A 19113-nucleotide genomic window follows, 5' to 3' on the forward strand; every position below is an offset into this window, starting at 1 on the left:
CTGACGACGACGTCGCGGACGCCGTAACGGGTGACGGTGCGGCTCTCCTCGGGCGCGTTGATGCGCAGGTGGTCGACGCCGACGCCGAGGCGCCGCAGCTCGCCGAAGTCGGCAATGTCGGCCAGCGGCCGGGTCGAGGCCGTCATGTAGAAGCCGGGCGCGCCCTCGAACACGACCGGGCGGCTGTTCAGCCAGACGCCCATGTTGCGGGTCTTCTTGACGAGACGAACGGGCGCGTCGGGTCCGCGCACCACGACCACCACGTCGGTCGGCTGGTCGCCCGGATTGAAAACCGCGCCATAAAGGACGATCGAGGCGCCCCGGAAGCTGGAGTCCACGCTGACGCGGGCGTCCGTCAGGGCGGCGGCGACGCGCAGCTGGTTCTGGGTCGCCACCGACCGCTCGGGGGCCGGGGCTTCGACGGCGGGCGGTGGCGGGGGGAGAGCCTGGATCATTCGGCCGCTCCCGGAGCGAAGCCGAAGAGGTCGGACGGGCGGACGAACAGTTCCAGCCCCATCTGGATGCCGACCAGCAGCACGATCAGCCCGAGCACGGCGCGCAGTTCCTCGGCCCGGAAACGCCCCGACCAGCGGGCGCCGTACTGGGCGCCGACCACGCCGCCGAGCAGCAGGATGGTCGACAGCACGATGTCGACTGTCTGGTTCCGACCCGCCTGCAGGATGGTGGTCATGGCTGTGGTGATGATGATCTGGAACAGGCTGGTGCCGACGACCACGCTGGCCTTCATCCGCAGCACGTAGAGCATGGCCGGGACGAGAATGAAGCCGCCGCCCACCCCCATGATCGCTGACAGGACGCCCGCGACGGCGCCGAGGGCGAACGGCGGTATGGCGCTGATGTAGAGGCCCGAGCGCGGGAACCGCATCCGCAGCGGCAGGCCGTAGAGCCACAGCGGACGGCGGCGCTCCTTGTGCGGGGTGACCTCGCCGCGGATGCGCCTCAGGATCTGGCCGAGGCTCTCGTAGAGCATCAGCGTGCCGATGGCGCCGAGGAACAGCAGATAGGACAGGGCCACCGCCAGATCGGCCTGGCCGAGCAGGCGCAGGTAACGGAACAGCTCGACGCCGAGCAGCGCCCCGAGGACACCGCCCCCCGCCATGACGCCGCCGATCCGCCAGTCGACCGCCTTCTGACGGGTGTAGGCGATCACGCCCGAGGTGGAGGAGGCGACCACGTGGCTGGCCTGACTGGCGACCGCGACCGAGGGGGGGATGCCGAGGAAGATCAGGATCGGCGCCATCAGGAAGCCGCCGCCGATGCCGAACAGGCCGGACACGAATCCGACCGTCGCTCCCAGCAGCACCAGGAGCGGCCAGTTCACCGAAACCTCGGCGATCGGCAGGTAGATATCCAAAGGACGCGCCTTCGGCTGGAACTGAGGCTAGGCGCCGGAAAGGCGACGGTGAACGTGTCCTATACGCACCCCGCGGCCACCGCCACCGTATGCGCCAGAAAGGCTAGAGCGAAATCGGTTGGGTTGGACCCCGTCCATCCCGGTTCGGATTCCGCTCCAGCATCAATTCTCGACCATTTTTTGGATTCAGGCCGATTCGACCTGAAGCAAAAATGGCCTGGCGAACCCTCTGATCAGGCGAGAGGCTCCACCTGGAAGGCGTCCGCCGCGGCCCGCGCCGCGCCGCGCTCCGCAGCCGGCAGGCCGGCGCGCAGCCGCTCGACCGCCGCCTCGGCGTCGCCATCTCCGGCGCGCGCAGCGATCAGGTACCATTTGTAGGCTTCAGGCAGGTCCCGCTCGATGCCTTCGTCGCCGGTCTCATACAGTTTGGCGACGTTGAACTGGCTGTCGACCAGCCCGTTTTCGGCCGCCCGGCGCAGCCACTCGAGGGCCTCGGTCCGGTCGCGGGCGCCGCCAATGCCTTCGAAGAGGTACATGCCGTAGTTGTGCATGCCGCGGACGTCGCCGGCGTAGGCCGCCCGGCGGACCCACACGCGGGCCTCGGCCGGGTTGGCGTCAAGGCCGGCCGCGCCGTTCTCGTAGAGGCTGGCCAGATGCAGCTGGGCGGGGGCGAAGCCGAGACCGGCGGCCTGCTTCAGCGTCTCGGCTCCGGCCGCGTTGTCGGCGTCCAGCTGCTCGATCGCCTGGCGGTAGAGTTCGGCGCCGCGCGCCTGGTCATCCGGGGAGGGCTCCGCCGGAACGGCGGCCAGCGCCGCGATCGGCGGGGCTTCGCCTTGAGCGCCCGCGCCGCCCAGTCCAGGCAGTCCGGTCAGCGCGGGAATCCGGAGTCCCGTGCCCGTCAGTTCGCCGAAGGCGGCCGCGCCGCCGGCTGTCAGCAGAACCGCCACGGCCGAGGCGCCGAGCGCCTTGCGGACCGTGTCGCCGCCCTTGGACGCCTGTTTGTCGAGACGTTCCTGCAGCTTCGACTTGCCGCCGCGCTTGAGGCCGAAGCCGGAGCGCGCCGGAGCGGCCTCCTCCGGGGTCGCCATGGCCGCGCGGGCCGCGTCGATGGCCAGACGGGTCGAGGAGGCCCGGCCCTGGGCGGCGGCGGCGCGCAGCGCGCGCGGATCGACGAAATCGGTCTCGCCGGCGAACTCGTCCGGACCGGCGTCGAAGGCCTGGGGCGCGGTGGCCGCCAGCGCGTCGGAGACGTCCGCGCCGCCGAAACCCTGACCGAAGGAGGACGGCGCCGATACGGGGCCGGGCGCGGGGCCGGGCGCGGGAGTCGCAGCGAAGGACGGGGCCTGCTGCGGCGTCCGGGGCGCGGGGCCGACTTCCTCCGCCAGCGACATCGACGGCTCAGCGGCCCGGCTGCCAAACGGGGCGGACGGCGCCGCGTCGGCGGCCGGCCCGCGCATCACCGCGTCGAAGACGGTGTCGGCGGTCAGGACCTCGCCGCCGGCTCGGGGCGCCGGCTCGGGATCTGGCGGGGCGAGATCGGCCGACCAGGCCTGCTGCTCGGCGAAGACCGGGTCATCGAAGCCATTGTCGAAGCCAGCGTCCGGGAAGGCCGCGTCGGGAAAGGCCGCGTCCGGGAAGGCGGCGGCGCGCCAGTCGGACCGGGCGGTCTCGACCGGCGGGGCGGAATCGGCGCGGCGGCCGATGTTCTCGCGGGCCTCGGCGATCAAGGCGGCGGTGCGCTCTTCGGACAGGCGCATGCGCTCGGCCAGTTCGCCGGAGGCGCGGTCGTAGTGCTGCTCGATCTTGTTCGAGCTGTCGGCAAGGCGGCGACCGATGTCTTCCAGCGCCTGCTGCGAGCGACGTTCGGACTGGGCGATCCGCTCGCTCAGCCGGTCGGAGATGCGGGTGATCTCGCCGCCCAGCTTCTCCAGCGCCATGGCGTGGCGGTCGTCGGCGGCGACGAGCCGCTGCTCCAGGCCCTGGGCGAAACGGCCCATGTCCGACTCGACCTTGCGGGTCAGGGTCTCGCCCAGCTTTTCGAGACGGGCGGGGGCGTCGGATTCGATCTTGCCGACCCGGCCATTGAGGTTCTGCGCGATGCGCAGGACCTCGCGGCCCATGGCCTCGACGGCCCGGGCGGAACGCTCTTCGGAGGCCTTCACCTGATCGCCGATGGCCAGAACGGCCCGCTCGATCCGGTCCATGCGACCTTCGGTTTCGGCCGTGTCCATCCGGCGCATCATCTCGGCGCGGTTGGCCTCGACCTGGCGGCTGAGCGTCTCGGCCAGCTTTTCGAACCGGGCCGCCTCGCGGACGCTTTCCGGTTCGACGCGGGACTCGGCGGCCCGCAGCCGCTGGTCGAGATCGGCGAAGGAGCGTTCGAGACCGCGCAGGGCCTCGGTGGTGCGGCTCTGGGCCTGGTCGAGCCGCTGGCCGACCTGGGCGAGGAGATCGGCGCCCGCGCCGGGGCCGGCGACCTTCTCGACCGCGTCCATCCGCTGGCGCAGTTCGTTGACGCTGCCGCGCTGGCGCTCCTCGATGTCGTAGAGCCGGCCGGCGAGCGCGCCCAGCGTCGTCTCAACCTTGCCGAAGGTCTCGGCCGTCTTCGGCCCGACCTCCTGCTCGAATTTGCGCAGCCGGCGATGACCCTCGCGCAGCTCCTCGGCGATGTCGTCGATGCGGCGGCCGTAGGAGCGGCCCGCCTCGTCCTGGCTGTCGAGCCGGCGAACGAGGCCGGAAACGGCCTGGTCGACGCCCTGGATGGCGACGGTGGAGCGACGCTCGGCGGCTTCGAGGCGTGAGGCGATGGCGTCGATCGAGGCGCTCAGCCGCTGCCACGGCTCTTCCGCGGCGCCGTAGGCGTCGTCGACGCGACGGCTGCGGCCGCGGCGTTCATAACTGTCGGCGGCGTGCGGACGGCGCGACAGGGGCACCACGCCCTCCTCGTCGTCGCCGTCTTCCATGATCATGGTGTTGAGCCACTCGCCCAGCGTCATGCCGGAGCGGCGGGCGAGGTCCTTGGCGATCTCGCGCGCCCGGGGCTCGATGCCCTTTACGCTCCACGGCGCGGCTGCGCTCACTGATTCGCCTCCCGACCTTTGACTCGACGCTACCCATCCAGATCAGGGGTGTAAACGCGTGGTTAACCCCAAGATGTAGGGTCTGACCCATCTTCCTGTGGAAAGCCCGTACACCGACGAAGAGTCTCGCGCCGCACCCGTTAACGCCTCGTGAAGATTAACGGGTCGGAAAGGACTCCGACGGCTTGCCGAGGCGTCTCCGGTGGGCCACTTGGCGCGAATGAGTCTGACCGTGACCCTCGTCCTGCTCGCCGCCGCCGTCGCCCTGTCGGTCTTCGCAGGCTGGCGCGGGGCCCGGCCGTCGCAGCCGCACCTGGGCATCCGCATGGTGCCGTGGCGCTTCATCATGATCCTGGCGGCGGCGGTCGTCGTGGTGCTGGTGGTCCACCTCGCGGCCCTGCTCGGCATGCCGCAGCGACCGCCGGTATAGCGGAACCGGCCGGGCCGAGGGCCATTCCTGATCGAACCCCCGAAGATCAGGAGACGCCGCCATGGCCGACAAGACTCTGACCGCCGCCGAAGCCGAACAGGCGTTCTGGGACAGCCTGAAGACGTCCAACACCGGCCTGCTGGGCCTCGATCAACCCGGCTATCACGCCCAGCCGATGACCGCCTTCCGCGACGAGGAGACGGGGACGATCTGGTTCTTCACCCGCGACGATACCGATCTGGCGAAGGACGCCGCCGTGGGTACGGGGCAGAGCGCCATGTTCCACTACGGCTCGAAGGATCAGAACGTCTGGGCCTGCATTCATGGGCAGCTGTCGGTGCACGGCCACGACCGCGAGATCATCGACCGCTACTGGAACCCGGTGCTGGCGGCCTGGTATCCGGAGGGCAGGGACGACCGGATGTTGACCATCCTGAGGTTCGACGCCGACGACGGCCGGGTGTGGGTCAACGAGGGCGGCTTCTTCAAATTCGCCTACGAGATCACCAGGGCCAACGTGACGAAGACCCTGCCGGAGACGGGCGGGGTGGCGGACGTGAACCTGCAGTAGGCGTCAGCCCCCGAAACACCACGCCAGCACCGCCTTCTGTGCGTGGATGCGGTTTTCGGCCTCGTCCCAGACGAGGGAGCGGGGGCCGTCGATGACGGAGTCGGTGACTTCCTCGCCGCGGTGGGCGGGCAGGCAGTGCAGGAAGACGGCGTCGGAGGCGGCGGCGCCCATCAGGGCGTCGTCGACGCCGTAGCCCTCGAAGGCCTCGAGCCGGGCCTCGTAGTCCTGATCGCCCATCGACACCCAGGTGTCGGTGACCACCACGTCGGCGCCGCGCACCGCCTCGTGCGGATCGCCGGTCAGGGTGACGTGATTGCCACCCTTGGCGAGGTCGTGCAGGTCCGGGTGGTAGTCGGCCGGACAGGCGACGTTGAGGTGGAAGCCGAGCTTCGGCGCCGCGTGCATGAAGCTGTGGCAGACGTTGTTGCCGTCCCCGACCCAGGAGATGGTCTTGCCGGCGATCGGGCCGCGGGCCTCCTCGATGGTCATGATGTCGGCGAGGATCTGGCACGGATGCGAGCGGTCGGTCAGGCCGTTGATCACCGGCACCGTGGCGACGCGGGCGAAGCGCTCGACATCCTCGTGGTCGTTGGCGCGGATCATCACCGCGTCGACCATGCGCGACAGGACACGGGCGGTGTCCTCGACCGGCTCGCCGCGGCCGAGCTGCATGTCGCCGGCGTTGGCGATGATCGAGGCCCCGCCCAGCTGGCGGATGGCGGCGTCGAAGCTGAAGCGGGTGCGGGTCGAGTTCTTTTCGAACACCATGGCGAGGACGCGGTCACGGGCGGGCGCGTCGGCGTCGACGCGGCCCTTCGGCCAGCCCTTGCGCGCCTGTTTGCGGGCGTGGGCGTCGTCGAGGATGGCGCGCAGTTCGGCGGCGTCGAGGCGGTGGAGGTCGAGAAAGTGGCGGACCATCGGTCCCTCCGTTTAATCGGGCCGATCTGTCAGGCCGCAGTTCAGGCGGCGATCTTGCCGCGCGCGACCTCGCAGGTGCGTTCGAAGCGTTCGACCGCCTCGCGCGCCTCTTCGAGGGTGAGGTTCAGCGGCGGCAGGATGCGCACGCAGTTGTCGCCGCCGCCGGCGACCAGCAACTGCTGCGTGTCCCGGGCCCAGCCCATGAATTCGCGGTTGTTGGGGACCAGTTTGACGCCGATCAACAGGCCCTTGCCGCGTACGTCGACGATCACGTCCGGGAAGCGCTGGGCGAGGCCGTGCAGCTGCTGCTTCAGGTAGCCGGAGATTTCGTTGACGTTGGCCAGGGTCTCCGGCTTCGAGATTTCGGCGAAGGCGGCGGCGCCGACGGCCATGGCCAGCGGATTGCCGCCGAAGGTCGAGCCGTGCACGCCGACGGTCATGCCCTTCGCCGCTTCCCGCGTGGCGAGGCACGCGCCGATCGGGAAGCCGCCGCCGAGCGCCTTGGCGATGGCCATGATGTCCGGCGTCATCCCGGCCCATTCGTGGGCCCACAGCCTGCCGGTCCGGCCCATGCCGCACTGGACCTCGTCGAAGATGATCAGCACGCCGTTGTCGTCGGCCATCTGGCGCATCCAGCGCAGGTCCTCGTCGGGGGTGGCGCGGCAGCCGCCCTCGCCCTGCACCGGCTCAAGGATGATGGCGCAGGTGGTCGGGCTGCGGAACGCGGCCTCGAGCGCCTCGCGGTCGCCCCAGACGAGCTGGTGGAAACCCTCCATCTTCGGGCCGAACCCTTCGGTGTAGGACGGGTTGGCGGCGGCGTTGATGGCGCCGTAGGTGCGGCCGTGGAACGAGCCGTCGAAGCCGTAGATGTCGATCCGCTCGGGCGCGCCCGCGGCGACCTGGTATTTGCGCGCCGTCTTCAGGGCGCACTCGACGGCCTCGGTGCCCGAGTTGGTGAAGAAGACCACGTCGGCGAAGCTCTTCTCACAGAGGGCGTCGGCGAGGGCTTCCTGGCCCGGAATCTTGAAGATGTTGGAGACGTGCCAGAGCTTCTCGGCCTGATCCTTGACCGCCTGGACCAGCACCGGGTGGGCGTGGCCCAGCGCGTTGGTCGAGATGCCCATGACGCAGTCGAGGTATTCCGTGCCGTCCTTCGCCCACAGACGCGCGCCCTGACCACGATCCACCTCCAGCGGCGCGCGGTTGTAGACACCCATCAGATGTTCAGTGGACACGGAATGGACCTCCAAAAGCGAGACGGCCCCGGCGCGAAATGCGTCGGGACCGCTTGGGAAAAAGGGCAGGGCCTTGTCGGACGGGGGGCGGGCTTAGTCAACACCGCCCCGCTCGCACGGCGGCGTCAGTGCGACAGCTGCGCGTCCAGCCGCTCGATCAGCGCCGCATAGACCTCGCCGGCGGTCTTCACCGTGGCGGGGTCGATCTGCTCCATGGTGTCGTCGGCGGAGTGGATCAGCTGGAAGACGCGCGGGACGAAGCCCTCGGCCAGGCCGTTGGTCTCGCCGCCGTTGAAGGCCAGCCACATCTGGTGGGCGCCGACCTCGTCCTGGAAGCCGAGCGACACCACCGGCGCGCCGGCGGCCGAAAAGGCGCGATCGTCGGACGGCGGATAGACCGGATAGCCGACGCACTGCATGGCGCGCTCGGCGCACAGTTCCTGGACGGCGCGGGTGACGAAGGCCGACTGCGCGCCGTTGTTCTGGCCGTACATCATCGTATCGCCATAGCCGGCGACGTCGGAGTTCACGACCGCCGCGACGTTGTCGAGGCCATGTGCCTCGATCCATTTGCGCGCGCCGATAAGGCCGAGCTCCTCCTGGTCGAACAGGATGATGCGCACGCGGTGGTTCAGGTTTTTCGAGCGCAGGATCTTCGCGGCCTCGATGACGCCGACCACCGAGGCGGCGTTGTCGACCACCCCGTGGGACATGGTCCCGTCACGCAGCACGACGGCGTCATAGTGGGCGGTGAGCAGGATTTCGCGGTCGCCCTCCCCGAGGGCGACGACGACGTTGCGCCCCTCCATCTCGCCGGTCTGGCGATTACCGCCGGCGAAGGTCTCGACGGTCGGCTCGAAGCCGGCGGCGCGCAGCTGCTCGACCACCACCCGGGTGCGGGCCTCGTTGGACGGCTGGACATAGGCGGCGACCTGGGCACGGAGGTCGACATCCTGCGCAGCGGCGGGCGCGGCGACGGCGAGAAGGGCCGCGGCGGCGGCGAGACTACGGAACAGCATGGAACCCCCTTTAAGACGTGGCGCCATGGCTAGCGCGCCCGCCCGTCCGGCGCACCTTAAAACGCGGTCACGCGGCGGGCCCGCGCCGGAACCGGCCGGCGGGCGGCCGGTTGACCCGCACGAAAGGAGTTCGCCATGTCCAATCATCCCGACCCGCAGCATCAACCGGTCAATGGCCCCGACGACCTGAAGCGCAATCCCGGCATCGGCCAGTCGGCCGGCCTGAACCGGCGCGACGGCCTCGACGAGATCGAGGGCGACAGCACGGTCGAGGGCGATGTCGAGAACAACGCCGGACCGGGCGGGGCCGTGGACCCGAACGACCGGGGGCGCGGGAACGCCTAGCTCTTCAGCCGCCAGCCCGAGCGGAACACCAGCCAGCAGGCGACGGCCATGCCGAGACTGAGGGCCGCGGACATGACCAAGCCGATCCACAGCGTGCTCTCGGCCTGGCCGATGAAGCCGTAGCGGAAGCCGTCGATCAGGTAGAAGACCGGGTTGAAGTGGCTGATGGTGGCGAACGGCTCAGGCAGGCGCTCGACCAGGTAGAAGGTGCCGCTCAGGAAGGTCATCGGCATGATGACGAAGTTCTGCACCGCCGCCAGCTGATCGAATTTCTGGGCCCAAAGGCCGGCGAAGACGCCGAGCATGCCCATGATCAGACAGGCCAGACCGCCGAACCAGACGATGGCGGCGATGTTGGCGATGCCGAGCCGGGCGAAGGGCAGCACGCAGACCGCGGTGACCAGACCGACCACCAGACCGCGCGTGGCCGCCCCGAGCGAGAAGCCGATCGTCAGCTCCAGCGGGCTGAGCGGCGGGGTGAGGAAGTCGGTCGCCGTATTCATCACCTTGGCTTGGATCAGGCTGGACGAGGCGTTGGCGAAGGCGTTGTTGAGCATGGCCATCATGATCAGGCCCGGGGCCACGAACTCGGCGAAGGGCGTGCCGTGCAGCGGCGGCCGCGACCCCTGCAGGGCGACCACGAAGACCATCATGTAGAGCAGGGTGGTGACCACCGGCCCGGCCACGGTCTGGGCGCCCACCTTCCAGAAGCGGCGGACCTCGCGCAGGTAGAGGGTGCGCACCCCGATCCAGTTGACGCCCGGATAGCTGCGCGGTTGGGGCAGGCCGGAGGGGCGGGTCGAGGCGAGGTCGGTCATGGGAGGCCAGATGCGCTGGCGCCGGCGGCTGCGCAAGGGGCTAGCCGCTGGGCCCGACAGCGGCGCGTTTTCGTCGACGGACCGCATCCGATCCGTCTCCACCCCACATCTGGTTTCTGTGGACGGACTGATTCGCACATATTGCGTCTGTTAGGGTCTGGTTTACGATTAGTGGTAGGTCGCGGCCCCGGGAGGGCAGTCTCGACCCCATATGTTGAATCCGAGACCCCGGAGGGTGGCTATGACCGCAGGCTGGACTGAAGACCGCGTCGGCGCGCTGAAGAAGCTCTGGCTGGAAGGCCAGTCGGCGAGCCAGATCGCCAAACAGCTGGGCGGCGGCGTCACCCGCAACGCCGTCATCGGCAAGGTCCACCGTCTCGGCCTGTCCGGCCGGGCCGCGCCCTCGCAGCCGGCCCGCGCCACCTTCCGTCCGTCGCGTCCGCGGCCCGCCGCGCAGCCGACCCAGGCCCCGTCGGCCCCGCGCCGCATCGAGGCGGTCCAGCCGCGTCCCGCCGCGGCGCAGGTTCCGGCCCCGATGCCCGATCTGCCCGGCACCGCCACGGTCATGACCCTGGGCGCGCACATGTGCAAATGGCCGATTGGCGATCCGTCCTCGACCGAATTCAGCTTCTGCGGCCGCCGCGCCTCGGAAGGCGTCTACTGCGTCGAGCACGCGCGAGTCGCCTACCAACCGCAGGTCCGCAAGGGCGGCAAGGACAGCGCCTCCGAACTGGCCCGCAGCCTGCGCCGATACATCTAGAAGAAGGGCGCTATCGCCGCCGACGCGGTCGGCGGCTGCTTGAGCGCGGTTTCCAGGGCGCGCGGACATTGGTTTCGCGCGCCTGTCGCTTTTCGGTCGAACGACCGACACGAATGGCCCCTAGAGGGGCCGCCGTCCGCCTCCCGCCGCACCCGCTCGCGGCGGTGAGTCAGGGGCGGGGCTGCGGTTCTCCGGGTTGACGCAGCCCCCTCGCCCTCTCCCCACATCGTCCACCGTCATCCTCGGGCTTGACCCGAGGATCGGAGGCAAAGCCTGGCTGTGCCGACGCGATGGCCCTGCGACCGCAACTGTGCGTCAACGACTGAGCACCGGATGGTCTGATCCTCGGGTCAAGCCCGAGGATGACGGGATGCGAGCCACCCTGCTCGCTCGGCACTCAGTTCAGCACCCGCCGCTCCCCGGGGACGTCGAGGCTGAAGGCGGGGATGGCGGCTTCGAACGAGCGGCCCGAGGCGTCCGTCATATAGTAGCCGCCGACCATGGAGCCGGTCGGGGTGCCGAGCGGGCAGCCCGAGGCGTAGGAATAGCTGTCGCCCGGCTTGATCACCGGCTGCTCGCCGACGACGCCGGCCCCGCGCACCTCCTCGACCCGGCCCTGCCCGTCGGTGATGACCCAGCGGCGGGCCATCAGCTGGACCGGCTCGGTCCCGAGATTGACGATCTCGACCTGATAGGCCCAGACCCAGCGGCCGCCGTCGGGATCCGACTGGCCGGCCAGATAGCTGGGCCGGACGCGAACGAGGACGCCTTCGGTCTCGGCTTCGTAGGCGGGCGTGTCGTGCATCCGGCCATGGTCGCGCAACCGGCCCGCAGGTCAAGCGGCTTCACTGGCGGCGCCGGGGCCGACACTATGGGGGAGACGGGACGCGGAATCGTGTAATCGGAAACGATGCAGAGCTTTTCGACCTCCCTCCCCGGCATCCTGCCTTCGCAATCCATCGAAACCCTGATCGCCGGCGGCGCGATCGCCTCCGAGACGCCGTTCGACGCCGACCAGGTGCAGCCAGCCAGTCTCGACCTGCGGCTCTCGGATCAGGCGTGGCGGGTGCGGGCGTCGTTCCTGCCGGGCCACCGCAAGGTCGAGGACCGCATCGCCGACGTGGCCATGCACACCATCGACCTGTCGGCCGGCTATGTGATGGAGAAGGGCTGCGTCTACATCGCCCGGCTGCAGGAGCGGCTGACCCTGCCCAAGGGGCTGATCGCGCGCGCCAATCCGAAGAGCTCGACCGGACGGGTGGACGTGTTCGTGCGCCTGCTGACCGACCGCGGGGCCAGTTTCGACGACGTGGACGAGGGCTATGACGGGCCGCTGTACCTGGAGATCGCGCCGCAGACCTTCTCGATCCTGGTGCGGCCGGGGACGCGGCTGAATCAGCTGCGGCTCAAGGCCGGCGAGCCGCCCAAGCTGGAGACCCGCAGCGTCGGCGTCGATCTCGAGGGCGCCGACGGCACCATCGTCGGCTTCCGCGGACGGCGGCATGCCGGGGTGGTCGACCTCGACCGCATCGACGGCCACGACCCGCGCGACTTCTGGGAGCCGCTGAGCGTAAGGCGCGGCGAGCTGCTGCTGGACCCGGGCGAATTCTACATCCTCGCCTCGCGGGAAGCCGTGGAGATCCCGGTCATGCAGGCGGCCGAGATGACGCCTATCGATCCCTCGGTGGGCGAGTTTCGCGTCCACTACGCCGGCTTCTTCGATCCCGGCTTCGGCACCGACGAGGCGCACGGGGCGGGCTCGAAGGGGGTGCTGGAGGTGCGCACCCACGACACCCCCTTCCTGCTGGAGCACGGCCAGATCGTCGCAAGGCTGGTCTATGAGCCGCTGACCGAGCGGCCGTCGCGGCTCTATGGAGAGGGCGGCAGCCACTACCAGAGCCAGGGCCTGAAGCTGTCCAAGCATTTCCGCGCCTGGGTCTGAGGCGGAACCGCCACATCACAGAGGACGTTCGACGGACAGGAAAATGTCAGTTGGCGTTCCGGCCTTGATCGTGCAGGGTCAGGGACGTTAACGGACTGAGGGGACCGTTGATGCGTCTTGTGGCGTTCAGTGCGGGTGTGGCGGCGGCGGCCTGTGCGGCCCCGGCCTTCGCTGTGGAATCGCCGGCTCCGCAACAGGCCATCGCCGATCCCTGGCGGGTCGAGCGCGAACGCCCCACCACCGTTTCCGACCTTCTGACCCGTCTCGACCGCGACGCCCGATTCGACGCCGGCGAACCCGCCTACGGGAGCGGCGACGGGTGGACGGGCTACGACCCGGCCAGGGACGTCTCCTCGACCTGGGCCGCCTCGAACAGCGACATCTGGTACGAAGGCGACGCCTACCGCGACCGCCTGCGGCTGCGCACCGAGGGGCGCGTGCGGCGCGCCGACGGCTCGCCCCTGCCGCCCGGGCCGCTCGACCCGGCGGCCTATGACGCCGAACACTACGACCTGACTTACACCCGCGGCTGGACCGAGACCCTGGGCCAGACCGAAGACGGCCTCGACGTCACCCTGTCGCCGCACCTCGGGGTCGGCGTCGGCAGCCGGGGGCAGGTCACCGAGGCCGGGGCCACGCTGAGGATCGGCCGCGACCTCGACCGGCTGGTCCCCGAGGGCGAGGAGGCCTTCGGGGAACGCGCCCGCTGGTATGTCTACGCCGCCGGCTCGGGCCGCGCGGTCGGCTACAACTGGGCCCGCGACCGCGACGGCGACTACAACCGTTCGGGGGTCAGCCACGACTCCGGCGCCTTCCTCGGCGACGCCTCGCTGGGCGTGGCCCTGCGCCGCGGGCCGGTGCACAGCTCGATCGGACTGGTCTACCGCGAGATCGAGGCGGAGGGCCTGCGATCGGGCAACGGCGTCGACACCGACGTGTCCGAAGGGCTGATCGCCTTCCAGCTGTCGATCAAGCCGGAATAAGGATCACTCCGTCCGCGCCACGCCCTCGCGGCGGTCGTCGGCCGCGCCGTCCCACGCCCAGGCTCCATTGGACCGCTGACGCCAGATCGCGCCGTGCAGGCCGGAGTTCTCGCTGGCGTTGGGCTTGAGCACGACGCCCCGCGCCGCCAGCGCCTCCCGGAGATCGGCGGAGAAGCGATCCGTGTCGGCCCCGAAGCCGTCCCCCCTCGCCACCAGATTGGGCAGGGCGAAGGCCTCCTCCATGGTCAGCCCCCAGTCGAGCACGGCGATCAGCGCCTTGGCGTTGTAGGCGAGGATCGAGGTCCCGCCCGGCGAACCGAGCGCGCCGACGAAGCGGCCCTGCCGGTCGAGGATGATCACCGGCGCCATCGACGAGCGCGGCCGCTTGCCGGGCGCCACGGCGTTCGCGGCCGGTGCGCCGTCCGGCCGCAGCGGCTCGAACGAGAAGTCCGTCAGCTGGTTGTTGAGGAAGAAGCCGGCCGCCATCCGGCCCGAGCCGAACACGCTCTCGACCGTGGTGGTCATGCTGACGGCGTTCCCCTCGGCGTCGATGATGACGAAATGCGAGGTGCCCGCCGGCTCCAGGGTCGCGTCGGGGCCGGTGAACACGCCGCCGGGCGGGAAGCCGGGCTCGGCCGCGCCGACCAGCGTCGGCGCCTGCGCCGCGCGGGCGGCCACGTAGTCGGGATCGAGCAGACCCTGCACCGGCACGCCGGTGAAGCCCGGGTCGCCGACGTAGCGGTCGCGGTCGGCGTACATCAGCCGCTGCAGCTGGGCGAAGGCGGTCCAGGCGTCGGCGCTCCGCGGCCCCTCGAGGATGTCGGGCGTCAGCTCGGCCATGGCCAGCAGCTGCAGCACGGCCACGCCGCTGGACGGCGGCGGCGGCACGCAGACCACGTAGATGCGGTAGGGCCGGCACAGGGCCCCGCGCTCGAGCGGCTCGTAATTGGCCAGGTCGGCCGCGGTCAGGGCGCCGGGGCGCGGCCCCTCCCCTGCGGTCGAGACGATCTCGCGCGCGATCCGCCCCTCGTAGAAGACGTGCGCGCCGCCCGCCGCCAGCTCGGCCAGCGTCTCGGCGTAGGCCGGATTGCGCAGCACGTCGCCGGCCACGTAGCGGGTCCCGTCCGGCCTGGTGAAATAGGCCTCGGCCCAGCGGGTCCGCGCCTGACTGCTGCGGCCGGCGATGAAGCCGGCCAGCCGGGGGCTGACCACGAAGCCGTCGCGCGCCAGCCGCTCCGCGTCGCCGAACAGGTCGCTCCACGCCAGCCGCCCGTGCTCCGCCTGGGCCATGGCCAGCAGGGCCACCGCACCCGGCACGCCGGTCGAACGCCCGCTCAGCACCGCCTCGTCGAAGGGCAGCGGACGGCCGTTCTCATGGAACAGCTCGGGGGTCGCCGCGGCCGGGGCGGTCTCGCGGCCGTCGTAGCTGGTCACCTCCCCGGTCGAGGCGTCGTAGAGCATCATGAAGGCGCCGCCGCCGAGGCCGGAGGACTGCGGCTCGACCAGGCCGAGCACCGCCTGCACGGCCACCGCCGCATCGACCGCCGAGCCGCCGCGGCGCAGCACCGCCAGCCCCGCCTCGACCGCGTGCGGATTGGCCGCCGCCACGAAGGGCCCGCGCGCCTGGGGCGCCGGCGCGGCCGCGGGCGCCGTGGCCGGGACCGTTCCGCCGCTCCCGCCGGCGCATCCCGTCAGCGCCAGGCTCGCCCCGACGGCGAGGGCGATCAGGGGGCGCAGGGCGGACGAAAGCAGGAACGGCGGGCGTGGGCGCATGGAGGGTCCAGACGGGCGGAAGGGGGAGGCCTGCAACTTGGCGCGCCCGCCGCCGCGGCGAAACCCCCGGTCGCGAAATCACCGCACGAAAGCCGCCAACCGGGTCTTGCTCCCCCGCCGCCCGTCCGCTAAAGACCCGCCCTCGCCGTTCGCGGCCAAGCGCGCCCGTAGCTCAGCTGGATAGAGCATCAGACTACGAATCTGAGGGTCGGACGTTCGAATCGTTCCGGGCGCGCCATTTTCTTCCTGACATCGCTGATGACCCGGCCGCGTCCCTTGCAGCTAGTCCCGGTCCCTGCGGGCGTCGGCGCCGTCCTCGTGCTTCCCCGCGGTGGGGGCGCGGGTGTCGAGGTCGAAGCGGTCGCCGCTCGACAGGACGTGCATGCAGACGTTGAACATCGACAGGGCGCGCTCGGCGCGGGCCTCGGCGATGTTGGAGTGGGTCGCCTGCTCGCCGTCGACGACATAGGCCGCGCCGCTGCCGATGACGCGGAATTTCCGGCCCTCGACAACGATGGCGGTGTCCTCGTCGATGCCGACGCCCAGCAGGCGGGGATTGTGCGCCACGGCGCCCAGCAGCCGCCCGTAGCGGCCGCGCTCGGCGAAATGCTGGTCGATGATCAGGTCGCGGATCAGGCCAAGACCGGGGGCCATGTGCAGGTCGCCGATGCGGTAGGATTCCGAGCTGGCGCCCTTGACCAGCATGGTCTCACTCATCACCGAGGCGCCGGCGGAGGTGCCGGCGACGACCGCCCCGGCCTGGTGCAGTTCGCGGATGCGCCGTTCAATGGGAGTGTCGCCGATCTGGCTGGAGATGCGCAGCTGGTCGCCGCCGCTGAAGAAGACGCCGCCGGCGCCGTCGAGGGCCTCAAGGGCGGAGCCCTCAAGGCTCTGCGAGCGTTCCTCGACGTAGAGCTCGACGAGATCGGCCACGCCGAGGCCCGCGAAGGCCTCGCGGTAGCTCTCGAAATAGCCTTCGGGTTCATGCGAGGCGACGGTCGCGACGACCAGCCGCCCGCCCCTCAGTCGCCGGGCGACCTCCTTCAGGATGACCCGATCATGCTCCTTGTCCTCATGGCCGCCGATGGCGATCAGGGCGCCGGGCTCAGCCATGCGGCGGCTCCAGCATGGCGCCCGAGGGGGCGCCGTTCGCCGCCGGGATGGGCCGGAAGTCCAGCATCTGGCGCCAGACCGCCTCGATGCGGGTGGGCAGCAGGACGACGAGGTCTCCCGGCCGCGCCATGCGCAGACAGGCCTCCACGGCGTCTTCCTCGCGGTGGTATCCATGAATCCGCGCCGGCTCGGCGCCGGCGGCCAGCGCGCCCCGGGTCATCAGACGGATAACGTCGCCCGCGGCGCGCCCCCGGTTATCGGGCGTCTCCCGAAACACCAGCTGATCGAAATACTCGGCGCCGATTTCGCCGACAGTGAGGATTTCCTCCTCGCGCCGGTCACCGGGCACGCTGAGCATGCCGATCGTGCGCCCCGACGGAGGCCGGATGGCCGAGATCATACGGCCGAGGGCGCGGACTCCTTCGGGATTGTGGGCGTAGTCGAGGATGACCCGGAAGCCGTGGCCGTCGTAGACGTTCAGCCGTCCCGGGTTCTGCTCGAAGGTCGAGGCGAAGCCGCCGAGCGCGGCCCCGATGACGGCCGGCTCCACGCCCGCGCCGTAAGCCATGCCGGCGGCCGCCAGCGCGTTCTGGATGTTGAACAGGGCCGCGCCGTTCAGCGTCGCCGGAATGGCCCGCGCGTTGCACACCGCCCTGGCGACGCCGCCGTCGTGCAGGGTGATCTCGCCGGACGCGGCGTCGTACAGCACGGCCAGCCCGCCCTCGCCGATATGCTTGAGCAGGAAGCCCGGCGTTTCGTGGCCTCCCCGCATGGAGAACCAGCAGACGCGGCCCCCCGCGTGCTTCGCCATCCGCAGGGTCAGCGGATCGTCGGCGTTGAGCACGCTGACGCCGCGCCGCGCCACGGCCTCGACGACCACCGACTTTACCGCGGCCAGGTCCTCGAGGGTGTCGATCCCCTTCAATCCGAGATGGTCCGGCTGCACGTTCAGCACGGCGCCGACATCGCAGCTGTCGAAGGCGAGGCCCTCGCGAAGGATGCCGCCACGGGCGCATTCCAGCACCGCCACCTCGACGGTGGGGTCGCGCAGGATCATGCGGGCGCTCTTCGGCCCGCTGGCGTCGCCTGCGAAGACGCGCTCGTCGTTGACGTAGACGCCGCTGGTGTTGGTCAGGCCGACCGTCCGGCCGGTGTGCCGGAAGATATGCGAGAGCATCCGGCCGACGGTGGACTTGCCGTTGGTGCCGGTGACGGCGAGCACCGGAATGCGGGCCTGGGCGCCGCGCGGGAACATCATCCGCACGATCGGCTCGGCCACGTCGCGCGGCTGGCCCTCGGACGGGGCCAGATGCATGCGCAGACCGGGCGCGGCGTTGACCTCCACGATGCCGCCGCCGGTCTCGCGGATCGAACGGCTGATGTCAGGCGCCAGAAGATCGATGCCGGCCACGTCGAGGCCGATGGCCAGGGCGGCGCGGCGGGCGATGGCGGCGTTGTCCGGATGGATGACGTCGGTGCGGTCGATGGCCACGCCGCCGGAGGACAGATTGGCGGTCGTGCGCAGGGCCACGAAACGGCCCTCGGCGGGCACGCTGTCCACGCCGAGGCCCTGACGGGCGAGAATGTCGGCGGCCGCCTGGTCGTCGAGGCGGATGCGGGTCAGCAGGTTCTCGTGACCGTCGCCGCGGCGGGGGTCGGCGTTGGCTTCGGCGACCAGTTCCGCGACGGTCCGGACCCCATCGCCGATCACATGGGCGGGGACCCGCTCGGCCACGGCGACGACCTGGCCGTCGACGACGAGGATACGGTGGTCGCGGCCGGGCAGCTCCTCCTCGACGATGACCCGGCGGCTGTGGGGCTGCGCCAGGGCGAAGGCCGCCACGATGTCCTCGTCGGTGCGCAGGCCTGTGGTGACGCCGCGGCCGTGATTGCCGTCGAGCGGCTTGACCACGAGGGGCCGCTTGAGCCGCTTCGCCCGGGCCAGGGCATCCTCCGGCGTCCGCGCCACGATTCCCCGGGCCACCGGGCAGCCGATGGCCTCGAGCAGCGCCTTCGCCTGGGCCTTGTCGCCGGCGAGTTCCGACGCCACGAGGCCGGTGCGGTCGGTGACGCTGGCGCGCAGCCGCCGCTGGTTGGCGCCCCAGCCGAGCTGGACGAGGCTCTGGTCGTTAAGCCGCATCACCGGAATGCCGCGCCGGCGGGCGGCGTCGACGAGGGCCTGGGTGCTCGGCCCGAACATCCCGCGGCGGCGGGCGGCCTCGACCAGCGGCACGGCGGCCGGGACTGTATCGACACCGGACAGATCGACTCCACCGGACGTGATCGTCTCGAGACCCTCGATCCCGCGCCGCTCCGGCGGCAGCAGGGCGTCGACGATCTGGAAGGCCAGCCGCCCGGCCACCAGGGCGGCGTCTTCGTCGTCGTAGGCGAACATGACGTTGTAGACGCCGGGCCGGCCCTTGACCGACCGCGTCTTGCCTCGCGTGGTCGGCGCGCCGGCCAGCGACTGCAGTTCGAGCGCCACGTGCTCGACGACATGGCCCATCCAGGTGCCTTCGCGCAGGCGCTTCAGGAAGCCGCCCGGTTCGCCGTAGCAGCAGCCGTGACTGGCCAGCGTGGGCAGGGCGGTGACGAGGGCGCCGGCGAAGCCGGGCAGCCGGTCGGTGGGCCAGTCCTCCAGATCGCCCAGATCGACCTGGATCCGGACCATGCGCCGGTGGCTGTAGAGGTTGGGGCCGCGATAGACCCCGTGTTCGAGGATCCGCATGGGCCGGTGGGTCAAGGCCTTGG

General features: G+C 70.8%; 17 protein-coding genes and 1 tRNA gene. 7 read left to right on the plus strand and 11 right to left on the minus strand.

Going from position 1 to position 19113, the window contains the following annotated elements; translation table 11 throughout:
- The 3 genes from VEC04_RS03915 to VEC04_RS03925 all read right to left on the minus strand — a co-directional run.
- A partial coding sequence (locus tag VEC04_RS03915; RefSeq protein WP_324774038.1) for a TIGR02186 family protein occupies positions 1 to 455 on the minus strand: 455 nt, incomplete at its 3' end.
- Positions 452 to 1375, minus strand: coding sequence for a sulfite exporter TauE/SafE family protein (locus VEC04_RS03920; protein WP_324774040.1), 924 nt, complete (start codon positions 1373 to 1375; stop codon positions 452 to 454). The genes VEC04_RS03915 and VEC04_RS03920, both read right to left, overlap by 4 nt.
- 233 nt (positions 1376 to 1608) lie before the next feature.
- Complete coding sequence (locus tag VEC04_RS03925) at positions 1609 to 4455, minus strand: hypothetical protein (protein ID WP_324774042.1); 2847 nt, start codon at positions 4453 to 4455, stop codon at positions 1609 to 1611.
- A 220-nt stretch (positions 4456 to 4675) separates the two neighbouring features.
- Between VEC04_RS03925 and VEC04_RS03930 the strand changes: the two genes are divergently transcribed.
- Together VEC04_RS03930 and VEC04_RS03935 are read left to right on the plus strand one after the other, a co-directional pair.
- On the plus strand, positions 4676 to 4885 hold the full coding sequence (locus tag VEC04_RS03930; protein WP_324774044.1) for a hypothetical protein: 210 nt from the start codon (positions 4676 to 4678) through the stop codon (positions 4883 to 4885).
- 61 nt (positions 4886 to 4946) lie between these two features.
- Positions 4947 to 5456 carry a pyridoxamine 5'-phosphate oxidase family protein gene (locus tag VEC04_RS03935; protein ID WP_324774046.1) on the plus strand — a complete coding sequence of 170 codons (510 nt, stop codon included), beginning with the start codon at positions 4947 to 4949 and terminating at the stop codon, positions 5454 to 5456.
- Between the two features lie 3 nt (positions 5457 to 5459).
- On the opposite strand, the gene argF is transcribed toward VEC04_RS03935, so the two are convergent.
- From argF to VEC04_RS03950, 3 genes are all read right to left on the minus strand, one after another.
- Complete coding sequence (gene argF, locus VEC04_RS03940) at positions 5460 to 6374, minus strand: ornithine carbamoyltransferase (RefSeq protein WP_324774048.1); 915 nt, start codon at positions 6372 to 6374, stop codon at positions 5460 to 5462.
- Positions 6375 to 6415: 41 nt separating this feature from the next.
- On the minus strand, positions 6416 to 7609 hold the full coding sequence (locus VEC04_RS03945) for an aspartate aminotransferase family protein (RefSeq protein WP_324774050.1): 1194 nt from the start codon (positions 7607 to 7609) through the stop codon (positions 6416 to 6418).
- A gap of 125 nt (positions 7610 to 7734) precedes the next feature.
- Entirely contained in the window at positions 7735 to 8628 is an 894-nt protein-coding gene (locus VEC04_RS03950; protein ID WP_324774052.1) for a M28 family metallopeptidase, read from the minus strand.
- 135 nt (positions 8629 to 8763) lie between these two features.
- Here VEC04_RS03950 and VEC04_RS03955 point away from each other — a divergent pair, with 135 nt between their 5' ends.
- The gene (locus VEC04_RS03955; protein WP_324774054.1) at positions 8764 to 8973 is read left to right on the plus strand and encodes a hypothetical protein; all 210 of its coding nucleotides are present in this window, start codon (positions 8764 to 8766) and stop codon (positions 8971 to 8973) included.
- Here VEC04_RS03955 and VEC04_RS03960 read toward each other — a convergent pair.
- On the minus strand, positions 8970 to 9791 hold the full coding sequence (locus VEC04_RS03960; RefSeq protein ID WP_324774056.1) for an ABC transporter permease: 822 nt from the start codon (positions 9789 to 9791) through the stop codon (positions 8970 to 8972). The two genes, VEC04_RS03955 and VEC04_RS03960, sit on opposite strands and share 4 nt — an antisense overlap.
- Positions 9792 to 10032: 241 nt before the next feature.
- Here VEC04_RS03960 and VEC04_RS03965 point away from each other — a divergent pair, with 241 nt between their 5' ends.
- The gene (locus VEC04_RS03965; protein WP_324774058.1) at positions 10033 to 10551 is read left to right on the plus strand and encodes a GcrA family cell cycle regulator; all 519 of its coding nucleotides are present in this window, start codon (positions 10033 to 10035) and stop codon (positions 10549 to 10551) included.
- Between the two features lie 397 nt (positions 10552 to 10948).
- Here VEC04_RS03965 and apaG read toward each other — a convergent pair whose 3' ends face one another.
- Entirely contained in the window at positions 10949 to 11356 is a 408-nt protein-coding gene (gene apaG / locus VEC04_RS03970; protein ID WP_324774060.1) for a Co2+/Mg2+ efflux protein ApaG, read from the minus strand.
- 105 nt (positions 11357 to 11461) lie between these two features.
- Between apaG and VEC04_RS03975 the strand changes: the two genes are divergently transcribed.
- Together VEC04_RS03975 and VEC04_RS03980 are read left to right on the plus strand one after the other, a co-directional pair.
- Positions 11462 to 12493, plus strand: a complete 1032-nt coding sequence (locus VEC04_RS03975) for a 2'-deoxycytidine 5'-triphosphate deaminase (RefSeq protein WP_324774062.1) — start codon at positions 11462 to 11464, stop codon at positions 12491 to 12493.
- A 110-nt stretch (positions 12494 to 12603) separates the two neighbouring features.
- Entirely contained in the window at positions 12604 to 13476 is an 873-nt protein-coding gene (locus VEC04_RS03980) for a lipid A-modifier LpxR family protein (protein WP_324774064.1), read from the plus strand.
- Positions 13477 to 13479: 3 nt separating this feature from the next.
- Here VEC04_RS03980 and VEC04_RS03985 read toward each other — a convergent pair whose 3' ends face one another.
- Positions 13480 to 15249, minus strand: a complete 1770-nt coding sequence (locus VEC04_RS03985; RefSeq protein WP_324774066.1) for a gamma-glutamyltransferase family protein — start codon at positions 15247 to 15249, stop codon at positions 13480 to 13482.
- Positions 15250 to 15410: 161 nt separating this feature from the next.
- Between VEC04_RS03985 and VEC04_RS03990 the strand changes: the two genes are divergently transcribed.
- Positions 15411 to 15487: transfer RNA gene (locus VEC04_RS03990), tRNA-Arg, on the plus strand.
- A 44-nt stretch (positions 15488 to 15531) separates the two neighbouring features.
- Here the strand turns inward: VEC04_RS03990 and VEC04_RS03995 are convergent.
- Both VEC04_RS03995 and cphA read right to left on the minus strand, forming a co-directional pair.
- Positions 15532 to 16362, minus strand: coding sequence for a cyanophycinase (locus VEC04_RS03995; protein ID WP_324774068.1), 831 nt, complete (start codon positions 16360 to 16362; stop codon positions 15532 to 15534).
- Positions 16355 to 19090 (minus strand): cyanophycin synthetase, encoded by a 2736-nt coding sequence (gene cphA, locus VEC04_RS04000; protein ID WP_324774069.1) that lies wholly within the window; start codon positions 19088 to 19090, stop codon positions 16355 to 16357. Before cphA ends, VEC04_RS03995 begins: the two co-directional genes overlap by 8 nt.
- Positions 19091 to 19113: the final 23 nt, after the last annotated feature.

This window comes from Brevundimonas sp. (genome assembly GCF_035626535.1).
In the GTDB taxonomy this organism is placed as follows: Bacteria; Pseudomonadota; Alphaproteobacteria; order Caulobacterales; family Caulobacteraceae; genus Brevundimonas.

Coding starts and splice junctions, on each gene's coding strand:
- apaG (WP_324774060.1), bottom strand. CDS start 11,356: ATGCACGACACGCCCGCCTACGAAGCCGAGACCGAAGGCGTCCTCGTT.
- VEC04_RS03935 (WP_324774046.1), top strand. CDS start 4,947: ATGGCCGACAAGACTCTGACCGCCGCCGAAGCCGAACAGGCGTTCTGG.
- VEC04_RS03965 (WP_324774058.1), top strand. CDS start 10,033: ATGACCGCAGGCTGGACTGAAGACCGCGTCGGCGCGCTGAAGAAGCTC.
- VEC04_RS03980 (WP_324774064.1), top strand. CDS start 12,604: ATGCGTCTTGTGGCGTTCAGTGCGGGTGTGGCGGCGGCGGCCTGTGCG.
- VEC04_RS03960 (WP_324774056.1), bottom strand. CDS start 9,791: ATGACCGACCTCGCCTCGACCCGCCCCTCCGGCCTGCCCCAACCGCGC.
- cphA (WP_324774069.1), bottom strand. CDS start 19,090: ATGCGGATCCTCGAACACGGGGTCTATCGCGGCCCCAACCTCTACAGC.
- VEC04_RS03985 (WP_324774066.1), bottom strand. CDS start 15,249: ATGCGCCCACGCCCGCCGTTCCTGCTTTCGTCCGCCCTGCGCCCCCTG.
- argF (WP_324774048.1), bottom strand. CDS start 6,374: ATGGTCCGCCACTTTCTCGACCTCCACCGCCTCGACGCCGCCGAACTG.
- VEC04_RS03950 (WP_324774052.1), bottom strand. CDS start 8,628: ATGCTGTTCCGTAGTCTCGCCGCCGCCGCGGCCCTTCTCGCCGTCGCC.
- VEC04_RS03995 (WP_324774068.1), bottom strand. CDS start 16,362: ATGGCTGAGCCCGGCGCCCTGATCGCCATCGGCGGCCATGAGGACAAG.
- VEC04_RS03930 (WP_324774044.1), top strand. CDS start 4,676: ATGAGTCTGACCGTGACCCTCGTCCTGCTCGCCGCCGCCGTCGCCCTG.
- VEC04_RS03955 (WP_324774054.1), top strand. CDS start 8,764: ATGTCCAATCATCCCGACCCGCAGCATCAACCGGTCAATGGCCCCGAC.
- VEC04_RS03975 (WP_324774062.1), top strand. CDS start 11,462: ATGCAGAGCTTTTCGACCTCCCTCCCCGGCATCCTGCCTTCGCAATCC.